Origin of the sequence: Pseudomonas synxantha, from assembly GCF_900105675.1 — a bacterium.
GTDB classification, from domain to species: Bacteria; Pseudomonadota; Gammaproteobacteria; order Pseudomonadales; family Pseudomonadaceae; genus Aquipseudomonas; species Aquipseudomonas synxantha.
On sequence record NZ_LT629786.1, the window covers coordinates 446,348 to 461,681 of the forward strand.

General features: G+C 60.7%; 17 protein-coding genes. 8 read left to right on the forward strand and 9 right to left on the reverse strand.

The genetic code is table 11. From position 1 onward, the window contains the following. Positions 1 to 9: 9 nt before the first annotated feature. From BLU48_RS02125 to gntR, 4 genes are all read right to left on the reverse strand, one after another. A complete protein-coding gene (locus tag BLU48_RS02125; protein WP_057023856.1) occupies positions 10 to 1,419 on the reverse strand; it encodes an MFS transporter in 1,410 nt (469 codons plus the stop codon). 9 nt (positions 1,420 to 1,428) lie between these two features. Next, complete coding sequence (locus BLU48_RS02130; RefSeq protein WP_057023857.1) at positions 1,429 to 2,166, reverse strand: NAD-dependent epimerase/dehydratase family protein; 738 nt, start codon at positions 2,164 to 2,166, stop codon at positions 1,429 to 1,431. Positions 2,167 to 2,181: 15 nt separating this feature from the next. Next, positions 2,182 to 2,814, reverse strand: a complete 633-nt coding sequence (locus tag BLU48_RS02135; protein ID WP_057023858.1) for a glutathione S-transferase family protein — start codon at positions 2,812 to 2,814, stop codon at positions 2,182 to 2,184. 357 nt (positions 2,815 to 3,171) lie between these two features. Continuing rightward, positions 3,172 to 4,203: an HTH-type transcriptional regulator GntR gene (gene gntR / locus BLU48_RS02140; protein WP_167659874.1), complete on the reverse strand. Its 1,032-nt coding sequence runs from the start codon at positions 4,201 to 4,203 to the stop codon at positions 3,172 to 3,174. A 213-nt stretch (positions 4,204 to 4,416) separates the two neighbouring features. Between gntR and BLU48_RS02145 the strand changes: the two genes are divergently transcribed. Continuing rightward, entirely contained in the window at positions 4,417 to 4,950 is a 534-nt protein-coding gene (locus tag BLU48_RS02145; protein ID WP_057023860.1) for a gluconokinase, read from the forward strand. A gap of 84 nt (positions 4,951 to 5,034) precedes the next feature. Then, positions 5,035 to 6,387: a GntP family permease gene (locus BLU48_RS02150; protein ID WP_032902782.1), complete on the forward strand. Its 1,353-nt coding sequence runs from the start codon at positions 5,035 to 5,037 to the stop codon at positions 6,385 to 6,387. A gap of 125 nt (positions 6,388 to 6,512) precedes the next feature. On the opposite strand, the gene alaC is transcribed toward BLU48_RS02150, so the two are convergent. Then, positions 6,513 to 7,724 (reverse strand): alanine transaminase, encoded by a 1,212-nt coding sequence (alaC, locus tag BLU48_RS02155; RefSeq protein ID WP_057023861.1) that lies wholly within the window; start codon positions 7,722 to 7,724, stop codon positions 6,513 to 6,515. A 197-nt stretch (positions 7,725 to 7,921) separates the two neighbouring features. Here alaC and BLU48_RS02160 point away from each other — a divergent pair, with 197 nt between their 5' ends. Next, positions 7,922 to 8,404, forward strand: coding sequence for a GyrI-like domain-containing protein (locus BLU48_RS02160; protein WP_056847666.1), 483 nt, complete (start codon positions 7,922 to 7,924; stop codon positions 8,402 to 8,404). Positions 8,405 to 8,468: 64 nt separating this feature from the next. On the opposite strand, the gene BLU48_RS02165 is transcribed toward BLU48_RS02160, so the two are convergent. Further along, positions 8,469 to 8,960, reverse strand: coding sequence for a GNAT family N-acetyltransferase (locus BLU48_RS02165; RefSeq protein WP_046069231.1), 492 nt, complete (start codon positions 8,958 to 8,960; stop codon positions 8,469 to 8,471). Between the two features lie 143 nt (positions 8,961 to 9,103). Here BLU48_RS02165 and BLU48_RS02170 point away from each other — a divergent pair, with 143 nt between their 5' ends. From BLU48_RS02170 to BLU48_RS02180, 3 genes are read left to right on the forward strand one after another with little or no spacing between them, the layout of a single operon-like run. Then, on the forward strand, positions 9,104 to 9,523 hold the full coding sequence (locus BLU48_RS02170; RefSeq protein ID WP_043051286.1) for a YybH family protein: 420 nt from the start codon (positions 9,104 to 9,106) through the stop codon (positions 9,521 to 9,523). A 42-nt stretch (positions 9,524 to 9,565) separates the two neighbouring features. Continuing rightward, the gene (locus BLU48_RS02175; RefSeq protein WP_057023862.1) at positions 9,566 to 9,913 is read left to right on the forward strand and encodes a YciI family protein; all 348 of its coding nucleotides are present in this window, start codon (positions 9,566 to 9,568) and stop codon (positions 9,911 to 9,913) included. Continuing rightward, positions 9,913 to 11,142: an RNA polymerase sigma factor gene (locus tag BLU48_RS02180; RefSeq protein WP_057023863.1), complete on the forward strand. Its 1,230-nt coding sequence runs from the start codon at positions 9,913 to 9,915 to the stop codon at positions 11,140 to 11,142. The genes BLU48_RS02175 and BLU48_RS02180 overlap by 1 nt, the downstream gene beginning before the upstream one ends. Positions 11,143 to 11,265: 123 nt before the next feature. Here BLU48_RS02180 and BLU48_RS02185 read toward each other — a convergent pair whose 3' ends face one another. Continuing rightward, positions 11,266 to 12,120: a LysR family transcriptional regulator gene (locus tag BLU48_RS02185; protein ID WP_057023864.1), complete on the reverse strand. Its 855-nt coding sequence runs from the start codon at positions 12,118 to 12,120 to the stop codon at positions 11,266 to 11,268. An 88-nt stretch (positions 12,121 to 12,208) separates the two neighbouring features. Between BLU48_RS02185 and BLU48_RS02190 the strand changes: the two genes are divergently transcribed. Further along, positions 12,209 to 12,646: a multidrug/biocide efflux PACE transporter gene (locus BLU48_RS02190; protein WP_057023865.1), complete on the forward strand. Its 438-nt coding sequence runs from the start codon at positions 12,209 to 12,211 to the stop codon at positions 12,644 to 12,646. A gap of 10 nt (positions 12,647 to 12,656) precedes the next feature. Here the strand turns inward: BLU48_RS02190 and BLU48_RS02195 are convergent, their stop codons facing one another. Then, complete coding sequence (locus BLU48_RS02195) at positions 12,657 to 13,415, reverse strand: SDR family NAD(P)-dependent oxidoreductase (protein ID WP_056847670.1); 759 nt, start codon at positions 13,413 to 13,415, stop codon at positions 12,657 to 12,659. A 106-nt stretch (positions 13,416 to 13,521) separates the two neighbouring features. On the opposite strand from BLU48_RS02195, the gene BLU48_RS02200 reads away from it, so the two are divergent. After that, positions 13,522 to 14,418 carry a LysR family transcriptional regulator gene (locus tag BLU48_RS02200; protein WP_056847671.1) on the forward strand — a complete coding sequence of 299 codons (897 nt, stop codon included), beginning with the start codon at positions 13,522 to 13,524 and terminating at the stop codon, positions 14,416 to 14,418. Here the strand turns inward: BLU48_RS02200 and BLU48_RS02205 are convergent. Beyond that, the gene (locus tag BLU48_RS02205) at positions 14,415 to 15,332 is read right to left on the reverse strand and encodes a LysR family transcriptional regulator (protein WP_056847672.1); all 918 of its coding nucleotides are present in this window, start codon (positions 15,330 to 15,332) and stop codon (positions 14,415 to 14,417) included. The two genes, BLU48_RS02200 and BLU48_RS02205, sit on opposite strands and share 4 nt — an antisense overlap. Positions 15,333 to 15,334: the final 2 nt, after the last annotated feature.

The window sequence follows — 15,334 nt, forward strand, 5'->3', positions numbered from 1 at the left end:
GCATTGCCGTCAGTGGGCGATATTTTCCAGCGCCAGGTTACGCGTACGCGGCCCGAACCAGCTGATGGTGATCATCACGATCAGCATGCTGCTGGCGATAAACGCCAGCACCCCTGGCGTACCCAGGTGTTCGAGGATAAAGCCGATCAACAAACTGCTGAACACCGTGGACAAGCGGCTGAACGAATAGCAGAACCCCACCGCCCGTGCGCGGATATTCGTGGGGAACAATTCGCTCTGGTACGAGTGATAACTGAAGCTCAGCCAGGCATTGCAGAAGGTGATCATCACCCCGCAGAACACCAGCCCCAATGCGCTGGTTTGCAGGGCGAACAGGCTGCCGAAGATCACCGCGCCCATGGCGGAACCGACGATCTGCCATTTGTTCTCAAAGCGGTTGGCCACTTTCACAAACAGCAAGGGGCCGAGCGGGTAGGCGAGGGTAATGATAAAGGCGTACATCAAGCTGTGGGTCACGCTCACGCCCTGACCCGACAACAGCGCTGGCAACCAATTGCCAAAGCCAAAAAAACCGATGGCCTGGAACACATGGAACACGATCAGCATCAAGGCGCGACGCCGGTACGGTGGTTGCCAGATATCAGCAAAACGGCCGCTGCCCTGCACGCTGACGGCTTCGGGCTCCGGCTCATCCAAGGGCTTGCCGTGATCTTTCAGGCAGCGTGCTTCCAGGCTATCCATAATCACACCGGCTTCTTCGAAACGGCCCTTCTGTGCCAGCCAGCGCGGCGATTCCGGCAGGCGCTTGCGCAGTTGCCAGATAAACAGCGCAAACACCGCACTGCTTAATACCACCCAGCGCCAGCCGGCGACGCCGAACGGCGCCTGGGGCACCAGCCACCACGACATCAAGGCCACCGCCGGTACCGACAGAAACTGAATGAAAAACGCAAAGGCAAACGCCGAACTGCGCATGCGCTTGGGCACCAGTTCCGAGAGGTAGGCATCGATGGTCACCAGTTCGATGCCCAGGCCGATGCCCACCACAAAGCGCATGCAGATAATGCCCAGGGCGGAGGTTTGTATACCCATCAGCACCGTGGCGACGGTGTACCAGATCAATGCAAAGGTGAAGATTGCCCGGCGCCCGAAGCGGTCGGCGATGGGGCTGAGCAGGCTGGCGCCGAGGAACAGGCCGAGGAAGGTCGCCGAGGCGAATGCGGCCTGGTCCGAAAAGCCAAACACGCCCTGGCTGCCGGTATGGAAAATTCCGTCGCTGATCAGGCCGGGGCTGATATAGGCGGTCTGGAACAGGTCATACAGCTCGAAAAAACCACCGATCGATAGCAGCGCCACTAGGCGCCAGATGGTGGCCACGGCGGGCAGGCGGTCGATGCGTGCACTGATATGGGCGGCGCGGAGCGGGTCGAGGCCTTCTGTGGTGGAGTGGGCGGGCATGGTGAAAACTCAGTAAGTGATGGGGGTTTCAAATATCTGGAACGCATCATCCTGCGGTTGGTAGCCCAGCACACGTGTGGTTTCGCTCAAATCCAGGCGCTTGAAGCGGTTGTTGGAAATACCGTGAGCGATCACGTGCTTCACGCCGACGACCTCCACTGAGCGTTGCAGCAGATGCACGGCATCCCGCGGGCTGAGCCACGCGCTGAGGTCGCGGGCGTTGTTCAGGTCGTGGGTTTCGGGGAATTCAAAAGCGCCGATGCGCAGGGCGATGGTCGACAGCGGCGTCTTGGCTGCGTAGTAGCCACACAACGCCTCGCCGTAGCATTTGCTCACGCCATACATATTCGCGGGCATCACCTGCATACCAGGGGTGATCTGCCGGTCCACCGGATAGCCTTCGATGGTTTGCGCGCTGCTGGCGAACACCAGGCGCTGCACGCCGGCAGCCACGGCGGCTTCGAACAGGTAGGTGGTGGCGAGGATGTTGTTGGGCAACAATTCGTCGAACGAGGCACTGGCGTGGGGGATGCCCGACAGGTGCACGATTACGTCGATGCCTTCGAGCAGGGTCGCCAGGCTGGATTTATCGCTGAGGTCGGCGTGTACGAAGCGGTGTCCACCCAGGTCGAAGTCCGGCGCGATGCGGTCGGTGAGGGTGAAGCGGTAGCGGTCTTGCGAGGCTTGGAAAAATGTCTTGCCGATTCTGCCGCAGGCGCCGGTGAGCAGTACGTTGAGTCCGTTCACGTGAGGTCCCTGTGCTTAGTTGTGGCCGTCGAGGGCGAAGGTTTTGAAACCGGCGTGTTGGCTGAGCCGCTGATAGTAGGCGGCAATGGCGGGGTAGGGTGGGCGCTGCATGGGTGTTGCCTGCCAGCGGTGTACCGAGAGGCCGATCAAAATGTCGGCGAGGGTGAATTCCTCGCCGGCCACATAGGCTCCGGTCTTGGCCAGCTGCTGTTCGAGAATGCCCATCTTGTCGTTCCATACCTGCACCGCGGCGGCGATCTGCGCAGCGTCCAGACCATCTGGGTTGTTGCGTACCAGTGCGGTAAAGGCGTCGCCCCAGGCGCGGTTCAATTCCGTGGCTTGCCAGTCAATCCACTGTTCGATACGGGCCCTGGGGGCGGGCTCGGTCGGTAGCAGGTCGTGACGTTGATACAGGCCGACGAGGTAGCGGCAGATGGTGTTGGATTCCCACAGCACGCCGTGGTCATCGATCAGCACCGGCACCTGCGCGTTGGGGTTCAGGGCGAGGAACTCGGTCGATTGGGTGGGTTTGAAGCCGATGCCCCAGTCTTCGCGCACATAGTCGATGCCCAGTTCCTGGCAGGTCCACAACACTTTGCGCACGTTGATGGAGGAAGTGCGGCCCAAGATTTTCAGTGAATGTCCCATGGTGCTTCCCTGGCGATGGAAAGTGGTCAATCTAGCAGGGCGCAAGCGGGCATGGTTAAAAAATGTGGGAGGGGGCTTGCTCCCGATAGCGGTGGGTCAGTCAACTTACAGATAGCTGACCCACTGCATCGGGAGCAAGCCCCCTCCCACATTTGGACCGAGTAAGGTCACAGCAGCGTGGTGTGTGCTGGTCCATGGCCTTGCCGAGCAGCGAGTTAAACGAGGGTGGCAGCTGTACGCAGGTTAGTAGACCGGTGGACACTCAAAGCCGGCGCACCCGAAAGTGCCCTACGCACAGCCGCCATTAACACAGGCAGACTTCTGATCGTTCCCACGCAGAGCGTGGGAACGAGCGGGTCAGGTGCTCTCCCGCACCTGCAACTCAAACCCCATATCCACCACCGGCTTGGCGATCTTGTTGCCCGCCATGATGGTCAACAAATGCTCCGCCGCCCTGCGGCCAATGGCTTCTCGTGGCGTGCTGATACTGCTCAGGCGCGGCACCATGAATGACGACGCGGGCAAGTCGTTGAAGCCCAGCACTGCGACACGCTCCGGCACCTTGATGCCGTGGCGCAGGGCTTCGAGCAGGGCGCCCTGGGCCAGGTCGTCGTTACCGAAGAAGATCGCATCCACATCCGGATGCGCTGCCAGCAATTGCAGGAACAGTTCGCCGCCCAGGCCCACTGAGGAGGGGCGGGGTGTCAAAAGCTCCAGCGCCGGGTCGTACATGCCCGCCTGCTGCAAGGCGCGGCGGAAACCTTCACCGCGCAACAACGTGCGCTGATCCAACTGCGCGCCAATGTAGGCCAGGCGCTTACGCCCCCGGGACAGCAAATGCGCCGCCGCCGTCTCGCCTGCGGCCAACTGTGAGAAACCCACGCAGTTCACCCCGGCATTGGGGTCCAGATCCATCATGTACACGCACGGCACATTGCTGGTCTCGACCATTCGTCGCGCGCTTTCGGTGCGGTCGAACCCGGTGAGCAGCAAACCCCGTGGCTGGTACGCCATGTAGTTGCGCAGCAGGTTTTCTTCTTCATCGCGCGAATAATGGGAGTTGCCGATCAGCACTTCGAAGCCCTTGGGCCGCAGTACTCGATGGATGGCCTCCAGGGTTTCGATAAACAACAGGTTGGACAGCGATGGCACCAGCACCACCACCGAATGGCTCTGTGCAGACGCCAACGCGCGGGCAGCGGGGTTGACCACATAGCTGAGTTCGGCGGCGGCCTGCTGGACTTTTTCCACCAGTTCGGTGGCGACGGTGCTGATACCGCGCAGGGCGCGGGAGGCGGTGATCGGGCTGACCCCGGCCAGGCGTGCAACTTCATTGAGGGTAGGGCGGCCCGTCGTGCGGGTATTTTTATCGTTCTTGGAGGTCATCAGGCGGCTTGCCAAACAAAAATCGAGGCACTAAGGTAGCGCTGTCTCCAAAGGGCTGCAAATTATTGAACCTAGGGTTGCCTGATCCGGTTCGAATGATTGGAGCAGATGCACGCGTCACTCCATAAAAATGACAAGTCGGCGCGGGAAAAGCCTGTCTTTTGCACTAGCCTTATAGCGTGCAAAGGTAGCGCTATCTGCGTCCTGAGGTGTTTCATGAGTCAACCTGTTACCGCCCTGGTCATCATGGGTGTTTCCGGCTGTGGCAAGTCCAGCGTCAGCCAAGCCCTGTGCCGCCTGAACGGCGCCACTGCCATTGAAGGCGACAGCTTTCACCCCGCCGCGAACATCGAAAAGATGAGCGCCGGCCACCCCCTTAACGACGACGACCGCGCCGGCTGGCTCGACATCCTGTGCGATGAACTGCGCCGCTCGCTCAGGGCGGGCGAGCATCCGGTGCTCACCTGTTCGGCCCTGAAAAAGAAATACCGCGACCACCTGCGCGAAGCCGCGCCGGGCCTGGGCTTTGTATTCCTGGAGCTGACCCGTGAAGTCGCCGCCGACCGTGTGTCCCACCGGCCCGGCCATTTCATGCCGGCCAGCCTGATCGACAGCCAGTTCGCCACCCTCGAATCGCCCAAGGGCGAGCCGCTGACCCTGGCGCTCAACGCCAGTGAAGACAGCGTTGAGGAACTGGCCGAGCAGACCAACGCCTGGTGGCTCAAGCACGGCTTTGAACCAACTCATTAATTTTTTGCCGGAAAAGATAGCGCTATCCCCGGCAGGAAATTCAACACCCGCTTTAATAACAACAACAAACAGGAGAGACCCCCCATGTTTGGCATGTCCCACGAGTCTTACCTGCTGCTAGATGCAGTGGTCACTATCATCGGGTTGATCGTTCTGATCACCAAGTTCAAGGTGCACCCGTTCATTGCACTGATCATCGCGGCCGGCTTCCTCGGCCTGACCTCGGGCATGCCCGTGGACAAGATCATCAAGGCATTCCAGGACGGTTTCGGCGGAGTGCTCGGCTTTGTCGGCATCATCCTCGCGCTGGGCACGATGCTCGGCAAAATGATGGCCGAATCCGGCGGTGCCGACCAGATCGCCCAGACCCTGATCCGGGCCTTCGGCAAAGAGAAAGTCCAGTGGGCCATGATGTTCGCCGCCTTCCTGGTGGGCATCCCGCTGTTCTTCGAGATCGGTTTTGTACTGCTGATCCCGCTGGTGTTTATCGTCGCGAGGCGTACTGGTGTGTCGCTGATCAAGATCGGCATCCCGCTGCTCGCCGGCCTCTCGGCGGTGCACGGCCTGGTACCACCGCACCCGGGCCCGCTGCTGGCCATCGGCGTGTTTGGCGCGGACATCGGCAAGACTATCCTGTACGGCCTGATCGTTGCGCTGCCGACGGCCATTATCGCCGGCCCGATCTTCGGTACCTTTATCGCCAAGTACATCCCGGGCAACCCGTCCCAGGAACTGGTCGATCAACTGGCCCGCGAGCCTGAAAACAAAGACCTGCCGAGCTTCAGCATTACCCTGGTCACCGTACTGCTGCCGGTGTTCCTGATGCTGCTGAAAACCTTTGCCGACATCGCCTTTGCCGAAGGCAACGTGGTGCGCAACTGGATGGACATGATCGGCCACCCGATCACCGCGCTGTTGCTGGCCTTGTTGTTGTCGCTGTACACCTTTGGCCATCGCCAGGGCATCCATTCCAAGCAGATCCTCAAGCTGCTCGACGCCAGCCTCGCACCGACCGCGGCGATCATCCTGATCATCGGTGCCGGTGGTGGCTTCAAGCAGATGCTGGTGACCAGCGGCGTGGGTGACGTGATCGGCCATATGGCGGTGAACGCGCAGATCAACCCGATCCTGCTGGCATGGCTGGTGGCGGCGGTGATTCGGATTGCCACGGGTTCAGCGACGGTCGCGACCATTACCGGCGCGGGCATTGTGGTGCCGGTGGTGGGGATGATTCCGGGGGTTAACCGCGAGTTGCTGGTGCTGGCGACGGGGGCGGGGTCGTTGATCCTGTCGCACGTCAACGATGCCGGGTTCTGGCTGGTCAAGCAGTACTTCAACATGACCGTGGCCGAGACGTTTAAGACCTGGACGGCGATGGAGACCATCCTGTCGATCGTGGCGCTGATCTTCATCATGTTGCTGTCGTTGGTGGTGTAAGCCACACCGCAAGACAAATGTGGGAGGGGGCTTGCCCCCGATAGCAGAGTGTCAGTCACTGCATCTGGTGACTGATCCACCGCCATCGGGAGCAAGCCCCCTCCCACATTTTGACCAGGTCAGGCTCAGGCTTTCGTGACCAGCCCATCCGCCCTGAACATCCCGCGAATCCCGCGCACTGCCTGGCGAATCCGGTCCTGGTTTTCGATTAGCGCAAAGCGCACATGATCATCCCCATACTCGCCAAAGCCAATCCCAGGCGATACACAGACCTTGGCCTCCAGCAGCAGTTTCTTGGCAAATTCCAGGGAACCCATGGCGGCGTACTGCTCGGGAATCTTCGCCCAGACATACATCGACGCCTTCGGGTTCTCCACCATCCAGCCCAGCTCATGCAGGCCCTTGACCAGCACATTGCGGCGTTGGCGGTACTGCTCGGCGATGTCCTTGACGCACTGCTGGTCGCCTTCCAGCGCGGCAATGGCGGCCACTTGCAGCGGGGTAAAGGTGCCGTAGTCGTGGTAACTCTTGATCCGTGCCAGGGCGTTGACCAGTTCCGGGTTGCCCACCATGAAGCCGATGCGCCAGCCGGCCATGTTGTAGCTCTTGGACAGGGTGAAAAACTCCACCGCGATATCCTTGGCACCCGGCACCTGCATGATCGAGGGGGCCTTCCAGCCGTCGTAGACGATGTCGGCGTAGGCCAGGTCGTGAACCACCAGCACGTCGTACTGTTTGGCCAGGGCGATGACCCGTTCGAAAAAATCCAGCTCCACGCACTGTGCGGTAGGGTTTGACGGAAAACCCAGGATCATCATCTTTGGCTTGGGGATCGAGCCGCGAATCGCCCGTTCCAGCTCGGCGAAAAAGTCCACACCAGGCACCAGCGGCACCGAACGCACCTGGGCGCCGGCAATCACGGCACCGTAGATATGAATCGGGTAGCTGGGGTTGGGCACCAACACGGTGTCGCCCTGGTCCAGGGTCGCCAGCATCAGGTGCGCCAGGCCTTCCTTGGAACCGATGGTGACGATGGCTTCCGACTCAGGGTCGATATCCACCTCGTAACGGTCCTTGTACCAGCGCGAAATCGCCCGGCGCAGGCGTGGAATGCCTTTGGAAGTGGAGTAGCCGTGGGTGTCGTCACGCTGGGCGACGGTGACCATTTTCTCCACGATATGCGCAGGCGTGGCGCCGTCGGGGTTACCCATGCTCAAGTCGATGATGTCTTCGCCGCGCCGACGCGCAGCCATCTTCAGCTCGGCAGTGATATTGAAAACGTAAGGGGGGAGTCGATCTATGCGCGCAAAGCGGCGCGGCGAACCTTGTTCGGCCATTGTTGCCTCGAGAGTACGTAAGCGCCCGGAACCGTCCGAGCGACGTCGGCCACTGCGGTGGCCTGCGGGGCAGACAATACGGGCGATGATGGCGCGTTGTCCAGATGGCGTGGCAAAAATTTGTACATGGAGCGCAGCCGGGATATGCCCCTATACTCGATGCGGGTTTGTTCCCTCATAAGAAGGAGACTGTTCGTATGGATCAGCAGACAAAACAACCGTTGGAGCCACGCATGGAAGCCGGCAAGGCCCTGGTGATCGCCGGTGTACAAGGGCGTTATTCGAAGGCCACCGTGGGCGATATCCCCAAGTTATGGGAGTTGTTTGACACGTGCATTAAAGACATCAAGAAGCGCGTTGGCGGCGTGACCTACGGCGTTTGCCACAACCCCCACCACGGCGAGTTTGATTACATGGCCGGGGTAGAAGTCCCAGGCAAGGGCGATGTGCCGAGCAACTTTGAGTTCATCGAAATCCCGCCGCTCAACTATGCGGTGTTCCCGCATTACGGGCCGGTGCAGGCGCTTGAGCAAACCTACGAGCGCATTATGTTCGAATGGCTGCCGCACTCGGGTTACAAGGTGATGGGCGCGGATTTCGAGCGCTATAGCGCAGATTTTGACGCGAGAAAGGGCACGGGAGCGGTGGAGATCTGGTTGCCGGTTGGAGAGCGGGGCTGACGCTCGCCGATGTCATGTAAACACGACAGGCACGCGTCAACGTCGTGTTTGCGTGACATTACCGTTATGAATTGAAGATCCAACTCAACCGGCGCTCATACCCAACCTGTCCCTTGTACGCTTCGCCGCTGTCCACCCATCCAGCCCCCAGATACAGCCCCATTGCCGCCGGGTTGTGCGTGTCCACAGACAACTCCAACCCTTTGATCTGCGGCCACACCTCAAGCGCCAGGGTTGGCAGTGCCTGCAAACACGCCTTGCCGAACCCACGCCCTTGCTGATGCCGATCTACTTGCAACGCATGCAGGGTGGCGCAGTGTTCATCGGCCCAATGGGGCAGGCAGGGTGGGCGCTTGAGTAGGAGAAAGGCCACGGGGATATCATCGGCCAACAGCGCAAAACCTTTGACGCCAGGGCTCGGGTTGACCAGCAGCGTATTGAGGGCGCAATACATATCGCCGCAAAACGGCAGTTGTTCAGGATGAACTTCGATGGCGCTGACTTGCTGTTGTTGCACAGCATTGAGCGCCTCATAGGCAACAAGGCGGGTTTGCATCGGATTATCCGAACGGCTGCAAAGAAGGCTGCAGTCTATCGGGTTTGTGGTGGAGGAAATTATTTTTCCATGGCCTGTCGATTTGCCCAAGGGCCATTCGACTAAGGGTGTCTTCCGTGTTTTTCAACCAAGGAGTCATCGCCATGAGTACTGCAATCAACACCCTGATCGAGCAATGGAAACAAGCCGTGGTATCCCAGGATATCGACAAGATTGTCAGCTTTTACGCCGACGATATCGTCGCGTTCGACGCGGTTGGCGCGCTGCAATTCAAGGGCAGGGAGGCCTATCGTGCACACTGGAAGGCGTGCATGGAACATTGCCCGGGCCCGGGCGTTTTTGAGTTTCATGAGTTGCGCATCAACCAGGCCCAGGACAGCGCCTTCGCCCACTGGCTCGCGCACTGCGGTGGCACCGGCCCGGATGGTGTACTCAAGACCTGCTGGATGCGCGTCACCGCCGCTTACCAGCGTATCGATGGCCAATGGAAAGTGGTGCATGAGCACTGGTCGGCGCCGTTCGATATGCAAAGCGGCACGGCGCTGTTCGACCTGAAACCTTGAGCACGGCGAACTATAGTCAGGAGGCCGAAAACGGAGAGCATCATGAAATACCTGTGCCTGATCTACAGCGACGAACAGCTGTTGCACACCTCGCCCGACAGCCCTAGGGACCCGGAGTGTCTTGCCTACGCCGAGGCCATCCAGGCCAGCGGACGCATGCTTGCCGCCGAGCCGCTGCAGCCGGTCAATACTGCCACCACCGTGCGCATGCGCAATGGCCAGGTGTCGATCACCGACGGGCCATTTGCCGAAACCAAGGAGCAGCTTGCCGGGTTCTACCTGATCGAGGCCAAGGACCTCAATGAAGCGTTACAGGTGGCCGGCGGCATTCCAGCGGCCCGGGTCGGCAGTGTGGAAGTACGCCCCGTACGTGAATTGAACCTAGCTTAATGACGCTCAATGGCCAGGTCGAAGCGGTTTACCGCAGCGAGTCACGGCGTGTGCTTGCGACGCTGATTCGTGTGCTGGGTGATTTCGACTTGGCCGAGGAGGCGCTGCACGAGGCATTTTTCGTCGCCGTGCAGCGCTGGCCCGAGGATGGTGTGCCGGATAATCCACGGGCCTGGCTGGTATCAACCGGTCGCTTCAAAGCCATCGACCGTCTACGTCGCCAGGCGCGGTTTACCCCGTTGCTGCAAGAGCAGGCCGACACACTGGAAGCGGCGCAGTGGAGTGATGAAGACGTGGAAGACGATCGCCTGCGCTTGATCTTTACCTGCTGCCACCCGGCGTTGGCGCCCGATGCCCAGGCGGCGCTGACCTTGCGCGAGATCTGCGACCTGAGTACCGAGGCCATTGCCCACGCGTTTCTCGCCACACCCACCACCATCGCCCAGCGCATCGTGCGTGCCAAGGGCAAGATCCGTGAAGCGAAAATCCCCTATCAAGTGCCGTCCCGTGCCGAGTTGCCCGAGCGCCTGGACAGCGTGCTGCGGGTGATTTACCTGGTGTTCAACGAAGGCTACTCGGCCTCCACAGGCACCGATCTCACCCGTGAAGACTTGACCGCGGAGGCCATTCGCCTGGGCCGCTTGCTGATGGAGTTGCTACCGGAGCCGGAAGTCATGGGCTTGCTGGCGTTGATGCTGCTGCACGAATCGCGCCGCCCGGCACGCACCTCGGCCAGCGGTGAGTTGGTGCTGTTGGATGCCCAGGACCGTGCGCTGTGGGACAGGGCATTGATGGCTGAAGGTTGCGCATTGGTGGAGCGGGCGCTGACCACGCGACGCTTCGGGCCGTATTGCCTGCAAGCAGCGATTGCGGCGGTGCACGCCGAGGCGCCGAGTGCCGAGGAGACTGATTGGCGGCAGATTGTGGGGCTTTACGATGTATTGCTCAGGGCCATGCCATCGCCGGTGATCGAGTTGAACCGTGCGGTAGCGGTGGCGATGGAACAGGGACCGACGGCTGGATTGACGTTGGTGGACAGCATTTTGCAACGCGATGAGTTGCAGGATTATCACTTGGCGCATTCGGCGCGTGGGGAGTTTTGCCGGCAGTTGGGGCGGGTTGAAGAGGCCCGTGCAGCTTACGAAAAAGCCCTGTCCCTGACCCAGCAAACCCCGGAAAAACGCTTCCTGGAGCGACGCCTGGCCGAACTCAAATCCCCCAGACAATGAAGCTCCAAATGTGGGAGGGGGCTTGCCCCCGATTGCGGTGTGTCAGGTAAAGATTAGCTGACTGACACTCAGCTATCGGGAGCAAGCCCCCTCCCACATTTGGACATCATTGTTCTCACTGGCTCAATCGAGCATCTGTCCCAGCAACCAACTCCCCGCCGGCCCCGGCGGATGCTGGCGCGACCACAATGCATCCACCGTCACCGACCGCGGCCAGCCACGCACCCTCAGTTCCTGCAGGCTGCCATTGCCAAAACGTTCCACCAGCCAGCGTGGCAGGGGCGCCCAGCCGAAACCCAACTGCGCCATTTCCATCAGCATCAGGTAACTGGCTGCCGACCAGACCCGCCCGGCAGCGCGATTGTCATAGGGTTTGACGATGCTCGCCAGGCGTAATTCCCGATGCTGTTTCAATGCCTGCTGGTCAACCTTTTCCAGCCTGGCCAAGGCATGCTGGGGGGAAACGAACAGGGCCGTTTCGGTACGTTCCTCGACCGGCGAATGGGTCAAGTCCGGCGGGTACTCCTCCTGCTGCTCGATAAATGCGATTTGCGCCCGGCCACTTTGTACAAGGTCGATCAGGTCATCGCACTCGGCAATCAGCCATTCCAGTTCCAGGTCCGGATAACGTTCGGCAAACGCGATGATGGTGGTTTCGAAGCGCTGCGATTGGTAGGTGTCTGACATGGCGATGGTCAGCTTCGGTTCCAACCCCGTGGCCAATTGGCTCGCCGTCAATTCCAGGCGGCTGCTGGCCTCCAGCACCTGCTCGGCGCGTTGCAGCAGTACATGGCCTGCCGGGGTCAATGTCGGTTTGCGGCTGCTGCGGTCAAACAGCACTACATCCAAGTCAATCTCAAGGCTGGCCACCGCCGCGCTGACGGTGGACTGGCTCTTGCCCAGCTTGCGCGCTGCTGCGGAAAACGAACCTTGGGTAGCAGCCTGGACGAACGCCTGGAGCACTTCATGGGAGGCCACGACTATCGCCCTGATCGATGGTTATTGGTTATGAAGTATCGAGACAAAGCCTGATCATGGCAACCCTCGTCACTCACGGAGCCGGGTCATGACCCCTACCAAATCCATTACTGAACGTGTTTTCCAAGCCCTTGGGTTCGAAGGGCTGGCCTTGTTGATCTGTACGCCGTTGCTGATGTGGGTCACCGGCAGGCCGGCGCTGGAGATGGGCGCCGTTACCTTGGGCATCAGCCTGCTGGCCTTGAGCTGGAACGTTATTTTCAACAGCCTGTTCGACCGCCTTAAAACACGCCTGCAACTGGTCAATGGCGGTTGGACCCGGGTGTTGCACGCGCTGCTGTTCGAAGGCGGCCTGATCCTGATGGCGGTGCCGTTGATTGCCGCCTTGATGAAGATCAGCCTGCTGGAGGCGTTCATCCTCGACATCGGCGTGCTGTTGTTCTTCCTGCCGTATACCTATGTGTATCACTGGGGTTATGACGTACTGCGTGAAAAAATCGTCAACAAAACCCCAGTCACCCAATAGGCGCCGCTGCCTACAGGAACATCCCCCCCGACGCCTCGATCCGCTGGCCGGTGATCCAGTTGCTGCCATCGGCCAGCAAGCTCGAAATCGCCCCGCCAATATCGTCCGGCAAGCCGACACGGCCCAGGGCGGTATTGTTGGCGACCATCGTATTCAGATCGGTGTTATCGCGCACTGCGCCGCCGCCGAAGTCAGTGGCAATCGCGCCCGGTGCCAGGGTGTTCACGGTAATACCGCGTGGGCCCAGCTCCTTGGCCTGGTAGCGCGACAGCACTTCAATGGCGCCCTTCATCGACGCGTACGCGGCATAGCCCGGCAGGCTGAACCGCGCCAGGCCGCTGGAAATATTGATGATGCGCCCACCATCGCTGATCAGCGGCAGCAGTTTCTGCGTGAGGAAAAACGGCGCCTTCAAGTGGATCGCCACCAACTGGTCGAACTGTGCTTCGGTGGTCTCGGTAAAGCTGGCGTGGGCACCGATCCCGGCGTTGTTGATCAGGAAGTTGAAGTGATCCTGGGCGAAAACCTCCTTGAGCAGCGCGCCGACCTGGGCGACGAAGCCATCGAAGCCTGCGCTTTGGCTGACGTCCAGTTGCAGCATGGCGGCGCGGCCACCCAATGCCTGCACTTGGGCAATCACCGCTTGGGCTTCGGCCGCTGCGCTGTGGTAAGTGCCGATGATGTCTACGCCTTGCGCAGCCAGGTGCAGTGCGGCGCTTTTGCCCAGGCCGCGGCTGGCGCCGGTAATAAGTGCGATTTTACGGGTCATGGTGCAGTCCTCAGGTGGGGTCAGTGGGACTGAGTGTATTTGTCCGGCCATAACGTGATAAACAGGCGGATATCGGAATCACTGGCCGGATAAGGCGAACAATCTCATGAACAAGCTTGAGTTACTGCGCACCTTCGTGCGCGTCACTGAGTTGTCGAGTTTTACCCAGGCCGGCCAGAGCCTGGGCCTGCCGCGCTCTACGGTGTCTGAGCACGTGCAGGCGTTGGAGGAACTGCTCGGTGCGCGGCTGCTGCAACGCACCACACGCAAGGTGCAGGCGACCCAGGATGGTCGTGTGTTGTACGAGCGCAGCAAGGATCTGCTGGCGCATATGGAAGAGCTGGAAGGTTTGTTCCGCCAGGACGAAGCCCAATTGGCCGGGCGCATACGGGTAGACATGCCCAATGTCATGGCGCGGGGCTTGATCCTGCCGAACTTGCCCACATTCATGGCACGCCATCCTCTTATCGACATGGAGATCAGCGGCTCGGATCGCCAGGTGGACCTGATCGCCGAAGGTTTCGACTGTGTTGTGCGCGTCGGGGCCCAGCCCGATCAAACCGTGGTGGCGCGACGGGTGTGCAGCATGCCGATGGTCAACTGCGTGAGCCCGGTGTACCTGCAACGTTATGGCGTGCCGCAGACTCTGGCTGACCTGGCAAATCACCAGTTGGTGCATTACGTACGGCCCCTGGGCGCACGCTCGGCAGGGTTTGAATACATGGTGGGCAACAAGGTGCAACGGTTGCCGATGGCAGGAAGGGTGACCGTCAACAGCACCGATGCGTACCAGTCGGCGTGCCTGGGTGGGTTTGGCATTACCCAGGTGCCCCAACTGGGGATCCGCGATCTATTGGCCAGCGGCGACTTGGTGGCGGTGCTGCCGGATTACCAGGCACCGCCTCTGGACGTGTATTTACTGTACGCCGGCCAGCGGCATTTGCCGCTGCGGGTGCGGGTGTTCATGGACTGGTTGACTGCCACCCTGCAAGCCCATCTTTAACGGCGCGCCGACAACTGCTGCGGCGCCAGGAATGCATCGTGGAAGTAATCGCGGAACGCCTGCATCGCCGGGGTGAATGCGCGCTCGCGGTGCCAGGCCAGGCCGACGCTCATGGGCGTCACCGGGTCGGTCACGGTCAGTGTCTCGATACGCTTGCCTTCCAGGGACCAGGGCCGGTGTACCAGGTCCGACAGGATCGCCACGCCGCTGCCATTGGCAACCATGCTGCGTACCGCCTCTACCGAGCTGGTGCGCAGGCGCACCTTGGGTGTTTGCCCGGCCTGTTCCCAATAGCGCATGGCGCTGTGTTCGGCCTCATCGACGGTCAGCAGGATGTACGGTTCTTGCGCCACATCCGCCAGGCTCACGGCACCGCGTTCGCACAATGGGTGATGGCTGGGCAGCCATAGGCGGCGTTCGGAGTTGAACAGGATTTCAGAGACGATATCCGCGTGGGTGAGGTTGGCGGTGAGCACCACGGCCATGTCGAACTGGCCGTCAAGCAGGCCGTGTTCGATGGCCTGGCGTTCCTGCTCGAACACTTCGATGGTCACGTCCGGATGCCAATGTTCCATGCGCTGCAAATGGTGCGGCAGGAAATAACCCAGCACCGTGTAGCTGGCCGCTACGCGCAATACGCCGCTGGCGCGGTAGTCCGGCAACGGGCTGTTGAGGGCGTCATCCACGCTGCGCACAATCACGTAGGCGCGGTTGAGAAAATGCCGCCCGGCGTCGGTGAGGTTCATGCCCTGGGCCGAGCGCACGAACAACTGTACGCCAAGCATGGCTTCCAGCTCCTTGATCGCCGTGGTCACCGCCGACTGGGAAATATTCAAGTGAATCGCCGCCTGGGAAATCTGGCCTATTTCCGCAGTGGCGACGAAGTAGCGAACCTGGCGCAAGGTGAGGGACATGG